The following is a 15,269-nucleotide window of genomic DNA, read 5'->3' on the forward strand; positions in this document are numbered from 1 at the left end:
GGTGGTGCGGTCGGGTGGAGGAATGGTGCCGGTTGCAGGAATCGAACCCGCGACATCCAGTTTACAAAACTGGCGCTCTACCAACTGAGCTAAACCGGCAGCGGGCGCCTCATGCGTCAGGTGACGCCGAACGTCCAGCCTTCGGTTGCAGCAATAAGCGAAGTCATCGCCCGAGGACACCAGAAATCGGCGTTCCTCGCATTGGCGCGGAGCCAGGCCGCGGTCAGGATCGCGTCGGTCGCATGGTCGTCATAGCGCGCGAGGGGGTGGTGCGGTGCGGAGCCGAGCGCGGCGAGCGCGTCGTCGAGGGTCGCGCCGTCGCGCATCTTGCTGCGACCGACGGGGCGCCCCGCGGCGCGCGCGGCGATGCTGGTATAGATTTCGACGATCGCGGCGCCTGATCGCGGCGGCGCATCGAACGGCCAGACCGGGATCCGTCCGTCGAGACGGTGCAGCAGGCGCATCCCGGCAAAGCTCGCCTTGGCGACCTGCGCCGCGCCGATCGCGTCATACACGGTCGAGGGTTTGCGGCTGCCGTCGTCCGGCATCTCGCACCGACGCCAGTGCAGGAAATCCGCCTTGGTCCCATCCGCCGCGCCGAGATAGAAATGCGTGCCGCGGCGGCGCTCGATGAACGATGCGGCGCCGAGATCGGGATCGTCGCTTTGCGCGTCGACCATTGCCCAGAGCGCGCGGGCATCGGCGGTCGGCGGTTCGCCGGGCAGATGCGCACCACGGGTCACGAAGGGGGCGGAAAAGCTGAAGTCGAACCCGGCAAGCAACGGCAGGTCGCGGCGGGCGACCAGCCAGTCGAGCACCGCCTGGCGTGACCAGATCCCGTCCGGTGCGGAGACAAGCGTCGGGGCAGCGTGATCAGGGCCGCAGATCGCAACGGCGATCCCCTTGTGCCGCTGTCCTTTCGCGCCGGACCAGTCGATCGCGACGAACTGCGCGAAGTGATCGGGAGTCATCGAGGACGCACGCAGGGCAGATCGACCCGGCGGGGCGCGGGAAATCCGATCGTCTCACACGCGTTCATGCGCGGCTAGGCGTCCTTGGCCTGCCGGCGTTCGTCCCACCAGGCGAGGCGTTCGGCAATACGCTTCTCGAACCCGCGGTCGGTCGGCGCGTAGAAGGTCTGCGGCGTCATCTCGTCGGGCCAATAGTTCGACCCCGAAAAGGCGTTCTCGGCATCATGGTCATAGGCATAGCCCTTGCCATAGCCGATATCGCGCATGAGCTTGGTGGGGGCGTTGCGGATCGCGGCCGGCGGCATCAGCGACCCCGTCTCGCGGGCCGATTTCCAGGCAGCCTTCTGCGCCTTGTAGACCGCGTTCGATTTGGGTGCGGTGGCGAGATAGACGCAGGCCTGGGCGATCGCGAGTTCGCCTTCCGGACTGCCGAGGAAATCATAGGTGTCCTTGGCGGCGATACACTGCACGAGCGCCTGGGGGTCGGCGAGGCCGATATCCTCGACCGCGGCGCGCGTCAGGCGGCGCAGCAGGAATAGCGGTTCCTCGCCCGCGGTGAGCATCCGCCCAAGATAATAGAGCGCCGCCTGTGGATCGCTGCCGCGGATCGATTTGTGCAGCGCGCTGATGAGGTTGTAATGCCCTTCGCGATCCTTGTCGTACACCGCGACGCGGCGCTGGAGGAAGTTCGACAACCCCGCCGGATCGAGCGGTTCGGGCAGCTCGACCGAGAACAGCGTCTCGGCCTGGTTGAGCAGGAACCGTCCGTCGCCATCGGCACTGGCGATCAGCGCATCGGTCGCCTCGGGCGTGAGCGGGAGCGGGCGGTCCATCAGCGTCGCCGCGCGGGTCAGCAGCAGCTCGAGCGCGCCGCGGCCCAGTCGCTCGAGGATCAGTACCTGCGCACGGCTGAGCAGTGCCGCGTTGAGCTCGAAGGACGGGTTTTCCGTCGTCGCGCCGACCAGCGTCACCGTGCCGTCTTCCACATAGGGAAGAAACCCGTCCTGCTGCGCGCGATTGAAGCGGTGGATCTCGTCGACGAACAGCAGCGTACGCTTGCCCAGCCGCGCATGGTCGCGGGCTTCGGCAAACGCCTTCTTCAGATCGGCCACGCCCGAAAACACCGCGGAGATCGCGACGAACCGCAGATCGACCGCGTCGGCGAGGAGGCGCGCGATCGTCGTCTTGCCGGTGCCGGGCGGTCCCCAGAGGATGATCGACGACAGCCGTCCCGCCGCCACCATCCGCCCGATCGCGCCGCCTGCGCCGGTGATGTGATCCTGCCCGACGACCTCGTCGAGCGTCCGCGGGCGCAGGCGATCGGCAAGCGGTGCGTTTTCAGGATGCGCGTCGGGCGGGGGGGCGGGTTCGAAACCCGCGAAAAGGTCGGCCATGCTCGCAATGTAGTCGATACGGACGACTGTGCCACCCTGGGCCTAGCCTCGCGTTCCGCTGTCTGATGACGCGTCTCCTGCCCAAGACATGCAAAAGATATATCTTGAGAGATCTTGCGAAGCGCAGCTGAAGATATATCTTGCACGTATCGGGATGCGCTCGACAGGAGATTCGAATGTTCATGCACATGCACGGCCGCGGATGCGGTCATCGTGACGGACACCATGCCGCGATGGGCGGCGGCTATGGCGGCGGCCGGGGCGGCGGGCGCTTCGCCTTCGCCTGGGGGCCGGGTGAGGGTGAGCGGCCGGGTGGCGGGCGGCAGCGGCGGATGTTCGACGGGGGCGAACTGCGCCTCGTCCTGCTCAGCCTGATCGCGGATTCGCCGCGCCACGGCTATGACCTGATCCGCGCGATCGAGGAGCTTACCGGGGGCGCCTATGCGCCGAGTCCGGGCGTGGTCTATCCGACGATAACGCTGCTCGACGAAATGGGGCTGATCGAGGAGCAGCAGTCCGAGGGCGCCAAGAAGCGCTTTGCGATCACGCCGGCCGGCACCACGCATCTCGACGAGAATGCAGAGCAGGTCGCGGCGTTGATGGCGCGGCTGGCGGCGGTCGGCGAGCACCGGGAACGCGCGGATCGGGCCCCCATCCGGCGCGCGATGGGCAATCTGCGCCATGCGGTGCAGGACCGGCTGCTCGGCGACGGCTTTTCGGAAGAGGCGGCGCACCAGGTGGCGGCGCTGATCGACGAGGTCGTCCAGAAGATCGAGCGCGTGAAGTGAGCGTGTCGATCGCACGCGTGCCGACGCAGTCGGCGAGCCGGTATCTTCAGCAGCTTGCCAAACACTGGAGCCACAAGATGGAGGTGCGCTTCACCGAACAGGAGGGGCGTATCGCGTTTCCGGGTGGTGCGGTGCTCGAGATGCGCGCGGACAGCCAGACGCTCGACGTCGCGCTGTCGGTGCCCGAGGGCGGGGATGTCGAACGGATGCGCGACGTGGTGTCGAGCCATCTCGACCGGTTCGCGTTTCGCGAGGCGCCGCTGACGTTCGATTGGGTAGACGCGTAACCGGACGGTCGCGCGTCGCATTCAATCACCGGTGCCGGCGCGCCATCACCGCGAGATAGGTGTCGAGCACCGTCTGGTTGATCGTGTCCCAGCGATAGCCCGCGGCCTTGGCGTGCCCGGCTTCGCCCATCGACTGCCGGAGCGCGGGATCCGACACGATCCGGCCGATCGCATCCGCATAGGCGCCGATATCGGTGGGTGGTACGAGGAAGCCGGTCGTGCCGTCCTCGATCAGGTCGACCGCGCCGGTCGCGCGCGCGGCGACCACGGGGACGCCCGCCGCCATCGCCTCGAGCGTCACGTTGCCAAAGGTCTCGGTGATGCTCGGGTTGAAGAACACGTCCATCGACGCGACTGCGCGTCCGAGCGCGTCGCCCGACTGGAAGCCGGCGAACACGGCCTCGGGGACATGGCCCGCGAACCAGTCGCGCGCAGGACCCTGGCCGACGACGACGACACGGTGCGGCACGCCGCGGCGGCGCAGTTCAGTGACCACGTCCGCAAAGACGTCGAGGCCCTTTTCCTTGACCAGCCGGCCGAGAAACCCGACCACCATCTCGTCGTCGGCGATGCCGAGCGACCGGCGCCAGGCCGTGTCGCGGCGCGCCGGGTCGAACCGCGCGTGATCGATACCGCGTGACCAGATGCCGATCGACGACTTCACGCCCCAGCCGCGGAGCAGCTCGGCCATGCTGGGTCCGGGCACCAGGACCTCTTCCACGCGATTGTAGAAGCGCGTCAGCCGCTTCTTCGCGATCGGCTCGAGGAAGCCGAGCCGGTAATAGCGGAAATAGGTCTCGAACCGGGTGTGGAAGGAGGCGACGGTCGCGATGTCGCGTTTGCGCGCATAGGCGACCGCGGCATGGCCGAGAAACTCTGGCGCCGAGACATGAACGATATTGGGGGCGAACGCGTCGATGTCGTGGCGGACGCGCGGCGTGATCCCGAGTGCGGCGCGATATTCGCCGCGTCCGCCGACCAGCGGGATCGCGGGCACGTCGACCAGATCGCCGATCGCGGGGAAGGCGGGCTCCGCGACCGTCGGCGAATAGACCCGCACCTTGACGCCACGCGACAGCAAATGGCCGACGAGCAGGTTCAGCGACTGGTTCGCACCATCGCGGACGTAATTATAGTTGCCGCTAAACAGGGCCACGCGGAGGTCGGTCGGCTGCATCGCTCGGGCGGATAGCGTTGCCCGTCGGTTAGCGCCAGACAATCCTCTGTCGCCGAGGCGGTGGCGTTTCGCGGCGCGGGTGATCGCTGTTCCCTTATCGTTCCTATCTGGCTACACCGCGGCGATGGCGAAAATTCAGAAACGGTATGTGTGTCAGGCGTGCGGTTCGGTCGCATCGCGCTGGGCCGGGCAATGCGCCGACTGCCACGAGTGGAACACGCTGGTCGAGGAGGCTAATACCGCCGCGACGCCGTTTCATTCGAAGCACAATCTGCAGACCGGCGGCCGTGCGATCCAGCTTGTCGGGCTGGATGCGGAGATCAAGCTGCCGGACCGGATGGCGACCGGTATCGCCGAGCTCGACCGCGCACTGGGCGGGGGCTTTGTCGAAGGATCGGCGACGCTGATCGGCGGCGATCCCGGGATCGGCAAGTCGACCTTGCTGTTGCAGGCGGCAGCGAAGATGGCGCTTGCCGGCCAGTCGGTGGCCTATGTCTCGGGCGAGGAGGCGGCGGACCAGGTCCGGCTGCGCGCGCGGCGTCTCGGGCTCGGCAATGCGCCCGTGCAACTCGCGGCGGCGACCTCGACGCGCGACATCCTGACGACATTGCAGACAAGACCGCCGGCGATGCTGGTGATCGATTCGATTCAGACGATGCATTCCGACCTGATCGAAGGCGCACCCGGTACGGTCAGCCAGGTGCGGGCATCGGCGCAGGAGCTGATCCGGTTCGCCAAGGAGCGCGGGACCGCGGTCGTGCTGGTCGGCCATGTGACCAAGGACGGCAGCATCGCGGGGCCGCGCGTGCTCGAGCATATGGTTGACACGGTGCTGAGCTTCGAAGGCGAGCGCAGTCACCAGTACCGGATCCTGCGCGCGATCAAGAACCGCTTCGGCGGCACCGACGAGATCGGCGTCTTCTCGATGCAGACCGAGGGGCTGGCCGAGGTCGGCAACCCATCGTCGCTGTTCCTGACGACGCGCGACGACGCGATGACCGGCGCGACGGTGTTCCCGGCGCTGGAGGGGACGCGACCCGTGCTGGTCGAGATCCAGGCGTTGACGGTGCGGCTGGCGAGCGGCGCGACGCCCAGGCGCGCGGTGGTCGGATGGGATTCGGGGCGGCTGGCGATGATCCTCGCGGTGCTCGAGGCGCGGTGCGGGCTGAGCTTCTCGTCGGCCGAGGTCTATCTCAACATTGCCGGTGGGTACCGCGTGCAGGATCCCGCCGCCGATCTCGCGGTCGCCGCGGCGCTGATATCGGCGATGGCGGAGCGTCCCGTACCGGTCGATGCGGTCGCGTTCGGCGAGGTGGCCTTGTCGGGCGAGATCCGGCCGGTCGCGCACGGTCCGCTGCGGCTGAAGGAAGCGAGCAAACTTGGGTTCGAGCGCGCGCTGGTCCCCGCGTCGATGAGCGACGAGAAGAGCGGCATGCGGCTATCGGGGTTCAAGACGCTCGCCGCGTTCGTCGACCACATGCTCGGGCGGGGATGAGGCGGGGCGAGGCGTCCGGCGTCGGGGCGGGCGACCGCGGGGTGGCGATGAACGGGCGGTTCGTGCGGCTGCACTAGCGGTTCGGGGCGCTCGTCCCTATTCCAGAGATCATGAACCTCACCGCCCTCGATGTCATCGTCCTGCTCGCGGTTGCCGGCGCCGCCGTACTCGGCCTGATTCGCGGGTTCGTGACCGAGGTGCTTTCGATGTTCGCCTGGGTCGCGATGGTGGCGATGCTCAAGCTGTTCCACATCCCCGTCGCGGCCGCGCTGACGCCGGTCATCGGGACGGTCAGCGGCGCAGCGGTCCTCGCCTTCGCGCTTATCACCGGGCTGACCTATATCGGCGGGCGGCTCGTCGCCAACGCGATCGGCGCGCGGACGCGGACTTCGATCCTGGGACCGGTCGATCGCGCGCTCGGATTCGGGTTCGGGGCGCTGAAGGGACTGATCCTCGCAAGCCTCGTCTTCCTGCTGGCGACGCTGGTGATCGACACGATGAGTGGCGGTGCGGCGCGGCGGCCCGAATGGATGACCCGCTCGCGCACCTATCCGCTGCTCAATGCGACGAGCGCGAGCATTGCCGATTTCGTCGATCGCCGCCGTCGCGGCAAACCGGTGTTCGGCACGAAGCCGAACGTTTCCCGATCCGATACCGCAAGTGAGCCGACCCCATGAACGCCCCACTCTACAATGCCGAGATCCTGCGTCTTGCCGCGTCGATTCCGTATCATGAGCGCCTGACCGCGCCGATGGCGACTGCGGAACGCCGCTCGCCGATCTGTGGCAGCCGCGTGACGGTGGACGTTGATATGGGCGCGGATGGGCGCGTCGCCGCGGTTGGGTTGCTGGTGCGCGCCTGTGCGTTGGGTCAGGCGTCCTCGTCGTTGCTCGCCTCGAGCATCGTCGGGCGGACGCCTGCGGAGCTGGCGGCGGCACGCGATGCGATCACCGCTTGGCTCGCGCGCACCGGCGATGCGCCCGACTGGCCCGGGATGGATGTCTTCGCACCCGCACTCGACTATACCGCGCGGCATCCGTCGATCCGCCTCGCTTTCGAAGCGGCGGCGGAGGCGGCCGAGGCCGCGGCTAACAATGCGTCGGGTCATGCGGAGGTGTCGGTCACGGCCCCTGCGAGCGCGTCTGCCGGGACCGATGTCTGATGCATGACGGCACGCCGACGTCGCTCTTGCGCGACGGGGTGGTCCTGCTCGGCTTCGGGCTGGTGTTCGTACTGCTGTTCCGAAGGATCGGCCTCGGCGCGACGCTGGGCTATCTCGTCGCGGGGGCGGTCGTCGGGCCGCATGTCCTGGGGCTGGTGGGTGACGCGGAGGCCAAGCTCGGGTTTGCCGAACTCGGTATCACGTTGCTGCTGTTCATCGTCGGGCTCGAGCTCAACCCGAGCCGGCTGTGGCGGATGAAGCATGAAATCTTCGGTCTGGGCCTGATGCAGGTGGTTGCCTGCGGTCTGGCGATCACCGCGATCGTGTGGCTCGGCGCGCGCTTCTCGCTGCCCGCCGCGCTCGCCTTAGGACTGCCGCTCGCGCTGTCGTCGACCGCGCAGGTGTTGCCGATGCTGCAATCCTCGGGGCGGATGCGGACGCCCTTTGGCGAGCGCGCCTTCTCGATCCTGCTGTTTCAGGATCTGTCGATCGTCCCGCTGATCACGATCGTTGCGGCGATGAGCCGCAATCCCGCCGATGCGAATGCGCCGCCTGGATGGCTGCTAGCGCTCTACACGGTCGCCGCGGTCGTCGGGCTGATCATCGCCGGGCGGTTCCTGTTGCGGCCGTCCTTCCGGCTGATCGGCAATATGGGCGAGCGCGAGATGTTCGTGTTCGCCGGCCTGTTCACGGTCATCGCCAGCGCCGCAGTGATGGAATGGCTCGGCCTGTCGACCGCGCTCGGCGCGTTCATCGCCGGCGTGATGCTCGCGGACAGTCCGTACCGGCATGAGCTTGAGGCCGATGTCGAGCCGTTCCGATCGATTCTGCTCGGACTGTTCTTCCTCGCGGTCGGCATGCTGCTCGATCTCGGCGCGATCGCCGAGCGGCCGCTGTTCGTGCTGGCGATGGCCGCGGCGCTGATCGCGACGAAGACCGGCGTGATCATGGCGATCGGCATGGCGTTCAAGATGACCTGGCGGCAGGCCTTCGCGCTCGGCCTGTTGCTGAGCCAGGGCGGCGAATTCGGCTTCGTGCTGTTCGCACAGGCCCAGGCGGGGCTGCTGATCGATCCGGAAGCAGCGAGCCTGTTCGGCGCGATCATCACGCTGTCGATGGCGACGACCCCGTTCCTGATGGGGATTACCCGCCGGTTCCGGACCGAGCCGATTGCACCGGGCACCGATCGGGAGGGTCCGGTCGCCGATGGCGCCAATGCGATCATCGTCGGCTATGGCCGGTTCGGGCAGACGGTCGGTCAGATGCTGCTGGCACAGGGCATCCCGGTCACGCTGATCGATACCGATATCGAGATGATCGACATTGCAGGCGAGTTCGGCGCCAAGGTCTATTACGGCGACGGCACCCGGCTCGACCTGTTGCGCCAGGCGGGGGCGGCGGACGCCGAACTCATCTGCATGTGCATCGACGGCGATCAGATCGAGCCGGAGACGATAGCGGCGATTCACGAGGCGTTTCCCAAGGCCGAGATCTATGTCCGCGCGTTCGATCGCCGCACGCTCGTCAAGCTGAAGAACGGCCCGGCGACCTATGTCGTTCGCGAGGTTCTCGAATCGGCGGTCAAGATGGCGCGGCTGGCGCTACGTGGGCTCGGCGTTGCGCCGGCCGAGATCGATCGCGCGGAGGAAGCGTACCGGGCGCGCGACAAGGAGCGGTTGCGCATCCAGATCGCCGCCGGCGACATTCGTGCGGCGCGCACCGAGACCGCGCAGCGCTTTCCATGGGGGAATGATCCACAATGATGCTCGCAGTTCTGGCGGCGCTGTCGGGCGCCATCGCGGTCGCGGCGGGCGCGTTCGGTGCGCACGGTGCAAGCGGTCCCGCGGTGGAGTGGTTGAAGACGGGCGCGCAGTATCAGCTGATCCATGTCGTCGCGGCGCTGGTCGCGGTGCGAACGGAGGCGCGGGGGCCGGCATGGCTGTTCGTCATCGGTGCGGCGATCTTTGCGCTGACGCTCTACGCCATGGCGCTGGGGGCGCCGCGCTGGTTGGGTGCGATTACGCCGATCGGCGGCGCGTTGCTGATTGGCGGCTGGCTGTGGCTGGCGTGGAGCGCAGCGCGCAGCTGACGGTGCTGCTGTGCTATCGCTTCTTGCGGCAGGCATCCGAGCAGTAGATCACCGAATCCCAGTCTCGCGCCCATTTCTTGCGCCAGGTGAACGGCCGTTCGCAGGCTGGGCAAATCTTCGTCGGCAGGTTCTGCTTGGCGACGCCATTGGGCATCAGCGGGGCTCCGCGTCGAGGAAGGCGGCGACGTCGGCGAGGTCGACGGTCGTGTCGAGATAGGTCCGGCCGATCCCGCGGGCGAGCAGGAAGGGCAGGGTGCCCGCCGCCATCTTCTTGTCGTGGCGCATGTGATCGACGAGCGTCGCGCCATCCGCGGCGACATGCGCGCCGGCCAATCCGTCGGGCAGCTGAACCGCGCGCCAATGCGCCGCCACCCGATCGGCCTCGTCGCGCGGGCACATTCCGTGGGCCGCCGAATAGCGGAATGCCAATGCGCAGCCTGCCGCGACGCCCTCGCCGTGGATCAGCGTCTGCGAGAAGCCCGTCTCGGCCTCGAGCGCATGGCCGAAGGTGTGACCCAGATTGAGCAGCGCGCGCGTGCCGGTCGTCTCATGCTCGTCGGCCGCGACGATGCGCGCCTTTGCCGACACGCTGTGGATGATGGCGTATTCGCGGAGTGCGATGTCGCCGGCGAGCAATGCCGCGCCGTTCGTCTCGCACCAGGCGAAGAAGGCGGGGTCGTCGATCAGCCCGTATTTCACCACCTCGGCATAGCCCGCGCGCAGCTCGCGGATCGGCAGCGTGTCGAGCACCTGCGGATCGATCAGGACCATCGCCGGCTGGTGGAAGGCGCCGATCAGGTTCTTGCCCGCACGCGTGTTGATCGCGGTCTTGCCGCCGACCGAACTGTCGACCTGCGCGAGCAGCGTGGTCGGGATCTGGACGAAGCGGCAGCCGCGCTTGAGGATGGCGCAGGCAAAGCCGACGAGATCGCCGATCACCCCGCCGCCAAGCGCGACGACGTGATCGCCGCGCTCGATGCCGATGTCGAGCAGGCGGTCGCACAGCCGTTCCAGCGTCGCCCAGCTCTTCGATCCCTCGCCGGGCGAAAGCACGATCGCCTCGCTCGCGACGCCGTGCGCCGTGAGTGACGCCTGCAGCGTCGCCAGATGGCCGCTCAGATTCTCGTCGGTGACGATCGCCATCGTCCGACCGCGCGCGAGCGGCGCCAGATGATCGCCGGCATCCTCGAGCAACCCTGCCTGGATGTGGATCGGATAGGTCCGTGCGCCCAGGTTCACGGTGATGACGGTCATAGGCCGATGGCTTTCAGGATGGAGGCGACGGTCGCCTCGTGCGGCGCCTTGTTGCTCGCGATATGGATATGCGCCTTGGCGTAGATCGGGTTGCGGACGCGAGCGAGCTCGGCAAGCACCTGACCCGCGTCGCGGTTGCGCAGCAGCGGGCGGGTGTTGCGACGCCCGACGCGTTCGACGAGGATCTCGGGCGGCGCGCTGAGCCAGATCGCGGTGGCTTCGGCGAGGATGAGGCTGCGAGTCTCGTCATTGATGAACGCGCCGCCGCCGGTCGCGATGACCTTCGGTGTGCCGTCGATCAGCCGCGCGATCACGCGGCGCTCGCCGTCACGGAAATAGGCTTCGCCATATTTGGCGAAGATCTCGCTCACGCTCATGCCGGACGCGGCCTCGATCTCGTGATCGGCGTCGACGAAGGGCAGCCGCAAGCGGTGCGCGAGGCGGCGGCCGACGGTGGTCTTGCCCACGCCCATCAGGCCGACGAGCACGATCGGGGGGCCGCTCCAGGGGGCAATCGGGTTGTGGCTTTGCAACATCGCGGTCCGCGCTATACAGCGGCACTGCGCGGGGGGAAACGGCATCCGCATGCCTATTCGCATCCGTCACCAATGTCCTATCAGTCTTTTACAAGGTTTTGCGTATGTCCCGCCTGATAGTCTCGGTCGTCGTTATCCTGGTCGTCGTCGTCGGTGGGTTGTTCCTGCTCGCCGGACGCGCCACGGAGCGCCCGCAGACGCAAGTCGAGAAGGCCGTGACGCTTGCGAACCTGTCCTAAGGTCACGCTGGCGGCGCTCGCCGCCGCCTGCAGCCTTGCCGCGCTCGCGCCGGCGATCGGGCAGGACCGACCGGAATCACTTCTGCCGCCCGGTTTCGGTGACACGACGCCAACACCGGCGCCTGCACCGCGGCGGACTCCCCCGTCCGCCAACCCGACGCAGTCCCAGCCGCCCGGACAGGCACCAGCCCGGTCCGCACCGACGACCCCGTCTTCGGGCCCGACCGCGTCCCCCGGCGCTCCCGTTCCAGCGCCGCCGGCCGGGATGGCGACGATCCAGCCGCTGCCCGCACCTGATGGCAGCGTTGCGCCGCTGACGACGACGCCTGCCGCTGACACGCCGCCACCGATCGATCCGGCGGTGCTCGCGCAATATGAGATGCCGGCCTCGGCCCGCCGTTCGCTCGACCGTGTGGGGCCGATCGGTCCCGGCGAGGGCGGCCTTGCGGCCGACGCGTTCGGCGATGCCGAGGGCCCCTATCTCGAAACGCTGATGCGGCGGTTGAGTGCGCCGCTCCCGTCGCGCTGGATGTCGATCCTGTTGCGGCGAGCGCTCGTGTCGCGGGTCGAGACCCCGGTCGGCGTCAACGGCGCGGATTTCGCCGCCGAGCGCGCCTGGCTGTTGCTGCGCATGGGCGAGTCCGTCGCCGCGCGTGCGGTGGTGCAGGGCGTCGATACCGGCAATTACACACCCAAACTCTATCAGGTGGCGATGAATGCCGGTCTCGCCGCGGGCGATCCGGGGGCGTTGTGCCCGCTCGTCGAGGGCGCGATGCTACGCGCGCCGGCACGCGGCTGGACGATGGCGCAGGCGATGTGCGCGGGGCTGTCGGGATCGCCGACCCAGGCCGGCACGCTGATCACCGCGGCACGGCGCCGCAACGTCGCGTCGGGCGTCGACATGCTGCTCGCGCAGAAGGTCGTCGGCGCAGGGGGGCAGGGGCGTCAGGCGGTCACGATCGAATGGGATTCGGTCGACCAGCTGACCTCGTGGCGGTTCGGCCTGGCGATGGCGACCGGGGTCGCCGTTCCCGATGCGCTGTACCGGACCGTGGGTGTGCAGGCGACCTATTGGCGCGCGCTGTCGCCTGCGATGACGATCGCCGACCGCCTGCCTGCCGCGGACGCCGCCGCGGCGCAAGGGGTGCTGTCGAGCGCGGCGCTGGTCGATCTCTACGCCGCAGCGGAGGCGGACGACAGCGTGCAGAGCGCGGTGGCCGCGACCGTGCAGGACCTGCGCACCGCCTATGCCGACCGCAATGCCGAAGGCCGGATGACCGCGCTGCGATCGATCTGGGGCAAGGCGGAGGACGCGTGGCCGTCCTATGCCCGTATGGTGCTGACCGCGCGGGCGGCGGCACGGATCCCGCCCGCAAATGGCGAACGCGATGCGGACCGGATGGTCGCTGCGATGCTGTCCGCGGGGCTCGACCGGACTGCGGCGCGCTGGCGCGGCACGGTCGCCAAGGGGGGCGATGGCTGGGCGATGATCGCGCTGGCGGATCCCGATGCGACCGGTCGCCTGAGCTATGGCGATCTTGCGGCCTATAGCGGTGGTCGGGGCGATTCGGCCCTGAAGCAGCGTCTGCTGTTCGCCGGACTGGCCGGGCTCGGCCGTCTGAGCGCGGGCGATATCGAACGGGCTGCGCAGGCGCTGGCGGTTCCGATCGGCACCGAAAATGGCTGGACGCGTGCGCTCGACACGGCAGCGCGAGCGGGCCAGCCGGGGACGGTCGCGCTGCTCGCGGCGACGGGCATGCAGACCGCCAGCTGGCACGGCATGCCGCCCGAGGCCTTGTACCGGATCGTCGCCGCGTTGCGCGCTGTGGGTCTTGAGGGCGAGGCGCGTATGATCGCGGCTGAGGCAATCGCGCGCGCGTGACGCGGGCCCGATCATGACCGATGCGGTCGCCGGGGCGGATGCGGTCGAGCGCGCGCCGCCGGCGGCGAGCGACCGGGCGCTGATCGAGCGGTTCCTCGAGATGATGGCGGCGGAATCGGGCGCTGCGCCGAACACGATTGCGGCGTATCGCAGCGATCTCATGCTCGCATCACGCGTTGCCGAGGGTGCGCTGGCGGGCGCGGACGGCGATGCGCTGGGGCGGCTGGCGGACAGCTGGAGCAGCCTGTCGCGCGCGACGGTCGGCCGCAAGTCTGCAGCCTTGCGCCGGTTCTTCGGATTTCTCGCGGACGAAGGGCATCGCAGTGACGATCCGGGCAAGGCACTGCCGCGGCCAGGGACGGCACGCCCCTTGCCGAAGATCCTCAGCCACGGCGATGTCGACCGGTTGTTCGCCGCGATCGTCGAGCGCGTGGCGCGCGATCCGATGGATCCGGTCGACCTGCGGCTCTCCGCGCTGATCGAACTTCTTTACGGATCGGGGCTGCGTGCGACCGAGCTCGTCAGCCTGCCACGCGCCGCGGTGCACCCCGACCGGCCGTTCCTGATCCTGCGCGGCAAGGGCGGACGCGAGCGGCTCGTGCCGATCTCGGACCGGGCGCGTGCCGCCGTCGCGCTGTGGCGCACGCACGTCGCGGCGGATCAGCCCTGGCTGTTCCCCTCAGGCAAGGGGCATTTGTCACGAATTCGCCTGTACCAGATCGTCAAGGCGCTGGCGGCAGAGGCGGGGGTGCCCCCCGACCGCGTCAGCCCGCATGTCCTGCGCCACGCCTTCGCGACGCATCTGCTCGCGGGGGGCGCCGATCTGAGGGCGTTGCAGGCGATGCTCGGGCATGCCGATATCGCGACCACGGAGATCTATACGCATGTCGAGGCGAGCAAACTCATCGAGCTCGTCAACACCCGCCACCCCCTGACCGATCCTGAGCACGCGACCTCACGTTGACGTTCCGGCGCGCGCCCCGTAACCGACGCGGATGCCAAGCTTCCTCGACTTTGAGAAACCCATCGCCGAACTGCAGGGGCGGATCGACGAACTTCGTGAGACCGCCAGCGATGGCAATCTCGATCTGTCCGCCGATATCATGCGGTTGCAGGCGAAATCCGACAAGCTGCTGAAGGACACATTCGCCCGGTTGACGCCGTGGCAGAAGACGCAGGTCGCGCGCCATCCCGAGCGGCCGCACTTCAAGGATTATGCGGCCGCGCTGTTCGAGGAATTCGTGCCGCTCGCCGGTGACCGGGCGTTCGGCGACGACCAGGCGATCCTGGGAGGCTTTGCGACGTTCCGCGGCCGCAAGATCATGGTGCTCGGCCATGAGAAGGGCGACGATACCGCGAGCCGGTTGCGGCACAATTTCGGCATGGGCAAGCCCGAGGGCTATCGCAAGGCGATCCGCCTCGTTGAACTCGCGGACCGTTTCGGCCTGCCGATCGTGACGCTGGTCGACACGTCGGGGGCGTTTCCCGGCATCCAGGCGGAAGAGCGCGGACAGGCGGAGGCGATCGCCCGGTCGACCGAAGCCTGCTTGAACGCAGGCGTGCCGATCGTCTCGGCGATCGTCGGCGAGGGCGGATCAGGTGGCGCGGTCGCGCTGGCGGCGGGCAACCGCGTGCTGATGTTCGAACATGCCATTTATTCGGTGATCAGCCCCGAAGGCTGTGCGTCGATCCTGTGGCGTACCGCGGACAAGGCGGCCGAGGCCGCGGAGGCGATGCGCATCACGGCGCAGGATCTAAAGGCGTTCGGCGTGATCGACACGATCGTCCCCGAACCGCTGGGTGGCGCGCACCGTGACCGCGCGGTGGCGATCGACGCGCTGGGCAGCGCGCTGACGGATGCACTCGACTCGCTCGTTCCTTTGTCGCCGGTCGAGCTGCGCAAGGAGCGCCAGGCCAAGTTCCTCAAGATGGGCCGTCTCTGAGCCCGACAACGAAAGGGCGGCGGATCCGAAGATCCGCCGCCCTATGCGTTTC

Annotated in this window: 17 protein-coding genes and 1 tRNA gene; 11 read left to right on the forward strand and 7 right to left on the reverse strand. The window is 68.4% G+C overall.

All coding sequences use genetic code 11. The annotated features are described in order from the left end of the window. Positions 1–23: 23 nt before the first annotated feature. The 3 genes from SOM18_RS06465 to SOM18_RS06475 all read right to left on the reverse strand — a co-directional run bounded on the left by SOM18_RS06465 (position 24) and on the right by SOM18_RS06475 (position 2,365). Positions 24–99, reverse strand: a tRNA-Thr gene (locus tag SOM18_RS06465). A gap of 17 nt (positions 100–116) precedes the next feature. Then, positions 117–971 (reverse strand): hypothetical protein, encoded by an 855-nt coding sequence (locus tag SOM18_RS06470; protein WP_031439616.1) that lies wholly within the window; start codon positions 969–971, stop codon positions 117–119. A 74-nt stretch (positions 972–1,045) separates the two neighbouring features. Continuing rightward, positions 1,046–2,365 (reverse strand): replication-associated recombination protein A, encoded by a 1,320-nt coding sequence (locus SOM18_RS06475; protein ID WP_320481464.1) that lies wholly within the window; start codon positions 2,363–2,365, stop codon positions 1,046–1,048. A gap of 176 nt (positions 2,366–2,541) precedes the next feature. Here SOM18_RS06475 and SOM18_RS06480 point away from each other — a divergent pair, with 176 nt between their 5' ends. Both SOM18_RS06480 and SOM18_RS06485 read left to right on the forward strand, forming a co-directional pair. Beyond that, positions 2,542–3,153, forward strand: a complete 612-nt coding sequence (locus SOM18_RS06480) for a PadR family transcriptional regulator (protein WP_031439614.1) — start codon at positions 2,542–2,544, stop codon at positions 3,151–3,153. After that, positions 3,150–3,440: a DUF2218 domain-containing protein gene (locus SOM18_RS06485; protein ID WP_031439613.1), complete on the forward strand. Its 291-nt coding sequence runs from the start codon at positions 3,150–3,152 to the stop codon at positions 3,438–3,440. The genes SOM18_RS06480 and SOM18_RS06485 overlap by 4 nt, the downstream gene beginning before the upstream one ends. Positions 3,441–3,465: 25 nt before the next feature. On the opposite strand, the gene SOM18_RS06490 is transcribed toward SOM18_RS06485, so the two are convergent. After that, the gene (locus SOM18_RS06490) at positions 3,466–4,617 is read right to left on the reverse strand and encodes a glycosyltransferase family 4 protein (RefSeq protein ID WP_031439612.1); all 1,152 of its coding nucleotides are present in this window, start codon (positions 4,615–4,617) and stop codon (positions 3,466–3,468) included. Positions 4,618–4,741: 124 nt separating this feature from the next. Here SOM18_RS06490 and radA point away from each other — a divergent pair, with 124 nt between their 5' ends. From radA to SOM18_RS06515, 5 genes are all read left to right on the forward strand, one after another. Continuing rightward, on the forward strand, positions 4,742–6,112 hold the full coding sequence (radA, locus tag SOM18_RS06495; RefSeq protein ID WP_031439611.1) for a DNA repair protein RadA: 1,371 nt from the start codon (positions 4,742–4,744) through the stop codon (positions 6,110–6,112). Between the two features lie 110 nt (positions 6,113–6,222). Beyond that, entirely contained in the window at positions 6,223–6,789 is a 567-nt protein-coding gene (locus tag SOM18_RS06500) for a CvpA family protein (RefSeq protein ID WP_031439610.1), read from the forward strand. Further along, entirely contained in the window at positions 6,786–7,274 is a 489-nt protein-coding gene (locus SOM18_RS06505) for an iron-sulfur cluster assembly scaffold protein (RefSeq protein ID WP_037529006.1), read from the forward strand. The genes SOM18_RS06500 and SOM18_RS06505 overlap by 4 nt, the downstream gene beginning before the upstream one ends. Beyond that, positions 7,274–9,037 (forward strand): cation:proton antiporter, encoded by a 1,764-nt coding sequence (locus SOM18_RS06510; RefSeq protein ID WP_320481465.1) that lies wholly within the window; start codon positions 7,274–7,276, stop codon positions 9,035–9,037. Before SOM18_RS06505 ends, SOM18_RS06510 begins: the two co-directional genes overlap by 1 nt. Next, the gene (locus SOM18_RS06515; protein ID WP_031439607.1) at positions 9,034–9,363 is read left to right on the forward strand and encodes a DUF423 domain-containing protein; all 330 of its coding nucleotides are present in this window, start codon (positions 9,034–9,036) and stop codon (positions 9,361–9,363) included. Before SOM18_RS06510 ends, SOM18_RS06515 begins: the two co-directional genes overlap by 4 nt. Before the next feature lie 13 nt (positions 9,364–9,376). On the opposite strand, the gene SOM18_RS06520 is transcribed toward SOM18_RS06515, so the two are convergent. From SOM18_RS06520 to SOM18_RS06530, 3 genes are read right to left on the reverse strand one after another with little or no spacing between them, the layout of a single operon-like run. Beyond that, positions 9,377–9,517 carry a DUF2256 domain-containing protein gene (locus tag SOM18_RS06520; protein ID WP_081874135.1) on the reverse strand — a complete coding sequence of 47 codons (141 nt, stop codon included), beginning with the start codon at positions 9,515–9,517 and terminating at the stop codon, positions 9,377–9,379. Beyond that, positions 9,517–10,617: a 3-dehydroquinate synthase gene (gene aroB / locus SOM18_RS06525; RefSeq protein ID WP_320481466.1), complete on the reverse strand. Its 1,101-nt coding sequence runs from the start codon at positions 10,615–10,617 to the stop codon at positions 9,517–9,519. Before aroB ends, SOM18_RS06520 begins: the two co-directional genes overlap by 1 nt. Beyond that, a complete protein-coding gene (locus SOM18_RS06530; RefSeq protein WP_031395245.1) occupies positions 10,614–11,153 on the reverse strand; it encodes a shikimate kinase in 540 nt (179 codons plus the stop codon). Before SOM18_RS06530 ends, aroB begins: the two co-directional genes overlap by 4 nt. 104 nt (positions 11,154–11,257) lie before the next feature. Between SOM18_RS06530 and SOM18_RS06535 the strand changes: the two genes are divergently transcribed. From SOM18_RS06535 to SOM18_RS06550, 4 genes are read left to right on the forward strand one after another with little or no spacing between them, the layout of a single operon-like run. Then, the gene (locus SOM18_RS06535; RefSeq protein WP_260171443.1) at positions 11,258–11,392 is read left to right on the forward strand and encodes a hypothetical protein; all 135 of its coding nucleotides are present in this window, start codon (positions 11,258–11,260) and stop codon (positions 11,390–11,392) included. Continuing rightward, a complete protein-coding gene (locus SOM18_RS06540) occupies positions 11,376–13,274 on the forward strand; it encodes a hypothetical protein (protein ID WP_031439605.1) in 1,899 nt (632 codons plus the stop codon). Before SOM18_RS06535 ends, SOM18_RS06540 begins: the two co-directional genes overlap by 17 nt. Positions 13,275–13,287: 13 nt before the next feature. Continuing rightward, entirely contained in the window at positions 13,288–14,238 is a 951-nt protein-coding gene (locus SOM18_RS06545; RefSeq protein WP_042466585.1) for a tyrosine-type recombinase/integrase, read from the forward strand. Positions 14,239–14,269: 31 nt separating this feature from the next. Further along, complete coding sequence (locus SOM18_RS06550) at positions 14,270–15,217, forward strand: acetyl-CoA carboxylase carboxyltransferase subunit alpha (protein ID WP_031396232.1); 948 nt, start codon at positions 14,270–14,272, stop codon at positions 15,215–15,217. Positions 15,218–15,269 lie beyond the last annotated feature (52 nt).

Origin of the sequence: Sphingomonas sp. CFBP9019, from assembly GCF_034045155.1 — a bacterium.
Taxonomy (GTDB): Bacteria; Pseudomonadota; Alphaproteobacteria; order Sphingomonadales; family Sphingomonadaceae; genus Sphingomonas; species Sphingomonas aerolata.